At 56.9% G+C, this 5,399-nt stretch carries 2 protein-coding genes; both read left to right on the forward strand.

The window, feature by feature from the left end; all coding sequences use genetic code 11:
- The first annotated feature begins 36 nt into the window (after positions 1 to 36).
- On the forward strand, positions 37 to 1,701 hold the full coding sequence (locus tag GY937_05650; GenBank protein ID MCP5056197.1) for a hypothetical protein: 1,665 nt from the start codon (positions 37 to 39) through the stop codon (positions 1,699 to 1,701).
- A gap of 9 nt (positions 1,702 to 1,710) precedes the next feature.
- The coding region (locus tag GY937_05655; GenBank protein ID MCP5056198.1) for a hypothetical protein at positions 1,711 to 5,399 on the forward strand (3,689 nt) is incomplete at its 3' end.

Here is a 5,399-nt window from a genome sequence, read left to right on the forward strand (position 1 = left end):
CATCGCAAACCCCTTCACACCCGGGTTCGGTAGATAATGGGATTCGTATTCGAGACAGGAAACGCTGGCCTCCAGAAGGCCGTTCAAGGAGCAGCCGCCGGACTTGAAACCGCTCGCAGGGTTCAGGATCAGCAGCAGGCCAGAGAGATGGCTATGACCGAGTTGCAGCTTCGGCAGCAGCAGAGCGAGATGGCTATGGATGCCTTCTCCGAGCGGTTGCGTCATAACCGGGCACAGGAAGCTCGGGGCGATCTTCGTCTAACCGCAGAGATTGAAGATCGACAGGCGAGTAGAACGCTGACGCAACAGAAGTTCGCGCTAGTTACGTCCCAGGACAAGCAGGCTCGGGACTTACAGGAACAGCGTGGAGAGGCGGACGCCCTGCTACTCAAGGCAATGGGGGATGACTCGGAGATCACGCAAGAGGAGTCCGATCTCCTTGTGGATAGCTTAGAAGGGTTCGATCCGGGGGTGAGGTCGCGGATTATGAGCCGGGTGAAAGATATGCAGATGCGGAAGGACGCCGAGGCTCGGGCGCAGAGCTTGCGGGACCTGTCGCGGAGTGAGCAGTTTGTAATGGCGGCGGGCCGTAATGAGGCAGAAAAGCAGGCTATCGCAATGGAGATGGCTGAAGCGCAACACATGTTCCACGCCGACCCTGAAGGCTATGCGGAGCGTGTTAGGGAGGTTGAGGGGAGGGTCCTCCAGGAGAATGGCTTGCGAACAGAGATCGCACGCTGGGTCTCGGAGAGTAGCGTAAAGATTGATGCGGCAATCACGGATGAAGGCGAGAAGGATGAGGCTCATCTACTTCGCCAGCAAATCGCGGAGATTGGGGAGGTGAACCCCTCAGACCCAAGGATCAGCCAGTACAAGGAACGTATCGCGTGGCTTAGTACGCCCAAGAGCGTTAGAGCGGCGGTGCAAGTGAAGGACGGTCTCCTAAAGAAGGCGCAACGCACGCTGGAACTGATCGGGATGGGAGACTCTGAGCAGATCACACGAATCGATGAGGCTAACCAGGTGCAACGAGGCGTACTGGCGCGGGGCTATGGGGAAAGGCACTCAGCAAACCAAGAGGCGCGTGGGCGTGAGTTGACGGCGGCGCTCAAGGTTGCGGGGTACGACCCGAAGTTAGACGTGCTGGTGCCGGTGGATACGGCGATACCTCAATTGAAGGAGTTCGCGTATCGGCAAATCCAGGACTTTACTGAATCGGTAAAGGGCGCAGACCTAGACGTTGGCACGGAAGTACGCCACATAACCGCCCTGGCTGAAAGGTCTGGTTTATTGTGGAACGAAGATGCACAGGATGAGTATGAAGCATGGCTTTTGAATCCGGGCATGTTGGATCTTAGGGAGATTGATCCCGATCTAGTGTACGAGGCGAACATCTACAAGGATAAGGAGCGCAAGGCTGGACGCACAACGAGCGAGCTGGCTAAGAAGAACGCAGACGAAAAGTGGATGAAGGCATTCTTGGCGAACGAAAAAGCGCGGAAGGCGGGGCTCCCCCAGGTAGACATTGGAGATCCGCCGAAAAGTATAGCCCGCGAGGCCAAGAAGGCTGGTTGGGTAAGCGCAGAGCGGCGCAAATGGTTGGACGAGAGGGCCGCTAAGAAGGCTAGGGAAAACGAAGAGCGCATAAAGGAAAATAAGAAGAGCGTGATACGTGGACGTTCGCGGGACATCAAGAAATAGGGCACACCTATGACTGAGATACCTGACTGGGCGAAAACGTCAGCAGAGCTTACTGCCAGACCGTCTGCGGAGAGCGCAGAGGAGACCGCATCCAAACTCCCGGGTTCTGGGCGTGAGGATGACGTGATTGCTCAAGAACCCTTGGGTGCAAAAGGTTTCTTTGAAACGATTGAAGACGCGGGGTCAGAGCGTGTGCCCATCTATGGAACCGCGAAACAATTCGGGCAATATGCGGATCTTCTGGTAAGGGCAAGGCGAGCAGAGCGTGGTACTGCAAGCCAGCATGACTTGCAATTACTGAACAACTGGATTGTTGATCAACAGCGTGGGCATACCATCATGGGTGGGGCTGCGGACATCGTAATGAGTCTGCCGAAGTTCTTGGTTGAATTGGCGGCTGGTGCCGGTGTGGGGAAAGCAGCAGTCGTTATAGGCAAGAAGTCTGCGAAGGATGGAACTAAGGCACTCATCAAGAGTTTGGCGAGGAGGGGGGCTCTGAGTGCGACAAAGGCTAAGTTGGCGTTGCGGGCGCATCGTGCGGTTGGCGGGCAGATCGTAAAGGCAACGGCGAAAAGGAAGCTGGCCAAGGGTATGGGCGCGGGGGCGTTAGCTAAGGGTGCAACTGTCAACGCTGCAAGGGGCGTGGGGAAGGTGGCCACGATTGTTGGCGGGATGGAGGTGTCTTCGCAGGCGCTTGGCAAGTTCATGGGCCTGGAGGACTCTGGGGGAATCATTAGCGCAGGGGCCGCGAGCAAGGCGCTGGGGCGTGTTGAGTGGAAGGGGGATGAGTTCGGTCGGTTCCAGGTGGCTATGGATCAGGCGATACCTGGAACGCTGGACCTTCTTCCGCAAGGCTTCATCGATGGAATGATCGAGGTGGGCACTGAGCTTGGCGGCGGGGCGTTGGCGAGGGGGGCAAAGGGGATCTTTAGCGGCGCTATGGTGAAGGCTGGAGTCAAGGAGATCCCGCTCATCACCAAGGTCCAGGCGCTGCAAATGAAGGCGGCGGAACGGTGGCTAGGCAAGGGTGGCAAGAACACCATGGATGCGTTGTTGAAGATTGCCGAGAAGGGCAAGTTCAATGGCGTCATGGGGGAATTCCTGGAGGAGCGAGCAGTGGGTGTAGGTCACTTACTGGCTCAAGGAGTCCCCGGCTGGGAGGAGGATTTTGACGGTATGGACGGGCTGTTTCCTGGGTGGGCGCAGGCAGCTTCGGAGCTTGTGGCCTTTTCTATGGTCCCGGCAGGTGCGGCGGGAGTGGGTGCAGCGAGAGAGTTCAAGATCCGCCGTGACTTTCAGAACATGACTCGTGAGGAAATCGTCGGGGCAGAACTCAAGAAGCGGATGGAGGAGGCTGGCGATTGGGAAGGTGCAGAAGCGGCAACGGATATGGGGCCTGTGTCTTCAGTAAAACCTTTGACAGCGGATGATGTCTTGGAAGAGGACCCCGTGTTCGAGGCGGAATCTGGATTTCTAACGTATGACGAGATGATGCTGCGTAAGAAGCAACGGACCATTTTGGGTGGAAATGCGTTCGCCCGAAAGATGGTGAGCATTGGGTTTGGCTTGCGTGGGTTGGTGGACTCAAAGTATCCAGGAAGGGCGTTCGATGAGGACCCTGTGACATACCTACAGATCCTTGGATTGGTCGAGAAGATGTATGAGTCCATCGGCGGCATCGTTGTCATGGAGGGGCGAGAGGAGAACATAGAACAGGACAAGGCCCGCAAGCGGCGATTGGCTGGAGGGGCAAAAGGTGTAGACGCTGGCCGGGGTCTGCTGGGAATGCGGAAGTCGAAGAACATCGCGGAGATGATGGAGAAGATGGCGGCGGTCGTGGTCGAGGTAGACCTTCAAAGGAAGGAAGCCAGACCGGAGGGCTCGTCGGAGTATGGGCATCGGGCGGCTCAAATACTGAAGGCGTTTAGCCACAAAGGGCGCTCGGCAATGGCGAAGGATACTGTTACGGAGTTGGCAGCACTAGGGACGCAGATCGAGCCGGGGCAAATCAAGAAGGCGAAAGTTCTGTTGCAGAACGTGAAGGAGGCAATGAAAGCGATCCCCCAAGAGATGCGGCGGAAGGACTACCAAATATGGGCCGACTTGTTGCGGGAACAGAAGGCGGCGCAGGATGAGATCAAGATGGCCAAGGCTGAAGCCATGATGCGTGGTTTCCAGCAATTCATCCGGATCGAGTTGACCGCTGATGGGGCGCAATACCTTCCCCGTACAACGAAGTGGTTCAAGGATACCTTCGCTGCCAACAACCCTGAGACCTACGAGAAGCTGATGACAATGAAGGAACTTGTCACTCGGTTCAGGAGGCAAGGAGCCTTTGCCCGCCAGGAAGCGCAATCGTCGGATCAAGGCAACCCCCTGACTCGGTGGAAGAAGAGGATGCAGCTAGTGACTACTCCAGAGGGACGGAGGGAATTGAAGCAGTTGGGCGAAGAGGAATGGATCGGATCGGCACTAGCGCAAAGGGAATTCGTGGCGGCGCTGAAGGTAATTGCCCGAGAGCGCGGCGAAGAGTTGAGGACATCCCAGAATCCTATGCTCTTGGATGAAGCGTATGCAGGCAGACCTGCCGCGATCAACGAACAGTTCATTCTGCGGGAGGCGCAAACCTTCGACGGAAAGGTAAGGAAGGACGTGCAGCCGCTAGTCGCAATTGGGGAGCACGTAAAGGGGCGTGTGAAAGAGTTCTCCAAGTACCTCTGGGCTCGGCGGGTGATCGCGTTGTATGAGGATGTGGCCGCAGAGTTGGGCGATGATGGGAAAATAAGGATGACAGGAGGGACGGCGAATTCGCGGAAGACGCGGCTGACCTCAGCAATAAGAGAGGGGGGTCTCGGCGTAGAGGATGCTCGCCATGTGGTAGCCAATGCTCCAGAGGGATTCGCAGAGGCAGCGGACATCTACTACAAGTGGTGGGATTCTGTGCTGGACTACTTGGCGGGATCAAGCAATGCAGGGCGGCTCTACGTAGAGCGTATGCGGGCAAGCGATCCGGGGGACTATGTGGGACTGCCGCGTGAGTTGATCGAGGTGGTTGAACTCATGGGGCATCCTGGGACAACAATGCAGTCAGCATTGAACACGGACATCTCCAAGAAGCTTGTCGGTGGCATGGAGCCCGTGGGGCCTGTGTTTGAGCACGTCATGGAGGCTAGTCTCAAGCTGTTCGACCTAGCGCACGCCATGAACCTCAACCAGGTAATTGCGGACGGGCTGATGCGAGATGGGATGCAGGAGTTTGGCAACATCTTGTCGGCAGACCAAGTACCTGGAGCGCGTCCGTCTATCGGTAAGGTGGCGGAAGCACTAGCGAAGGCGTTCGAGGACCAAGGCAAGAAGGAGTTCGCAGAGCAGGCGCGGGAGGCTAAAGCGGCTATTGGCGACTCGTCTCCGATTGAGGATCCCAGCCAGTTCATCAAGATTGACGGGATGCAGATCCTTGCGGACTTAGCGCAGCAGGGAGGAATCGAGGAGTGGGAGCAATTCGTGAACACTGCACTTGAGTTCGAGGTGGACAGCCTTGTGCCAATCAAGGGAGACGGGCGGACAGTTATCCCATTCCGGGATGAGCACGGGACCCTACTGTATATGGACATCAAGAACGATGGGCTTATGCGGTGGTTCAATCACAAGCTGAGTCCGCAGCAGGTCAACCGTGTATGGAGTGCGCTGGCGTTGCA

This window comes from bacterium (assembly GCA_024228115.1).
GTDB lineage: Bacteria > Myxococcota_A > UBA9160 > UBA9160 > UBA6930.

What these genes read in the sequence shown, in the direction of transcription:
- GY937_05650 (MCP5056197.1), top strand. Translation starts at nt 37, where the DNA reads ATGGGATTCGTATTCGAGACAGGAAACGCTGGCCTCCAGAAGGCCGTT.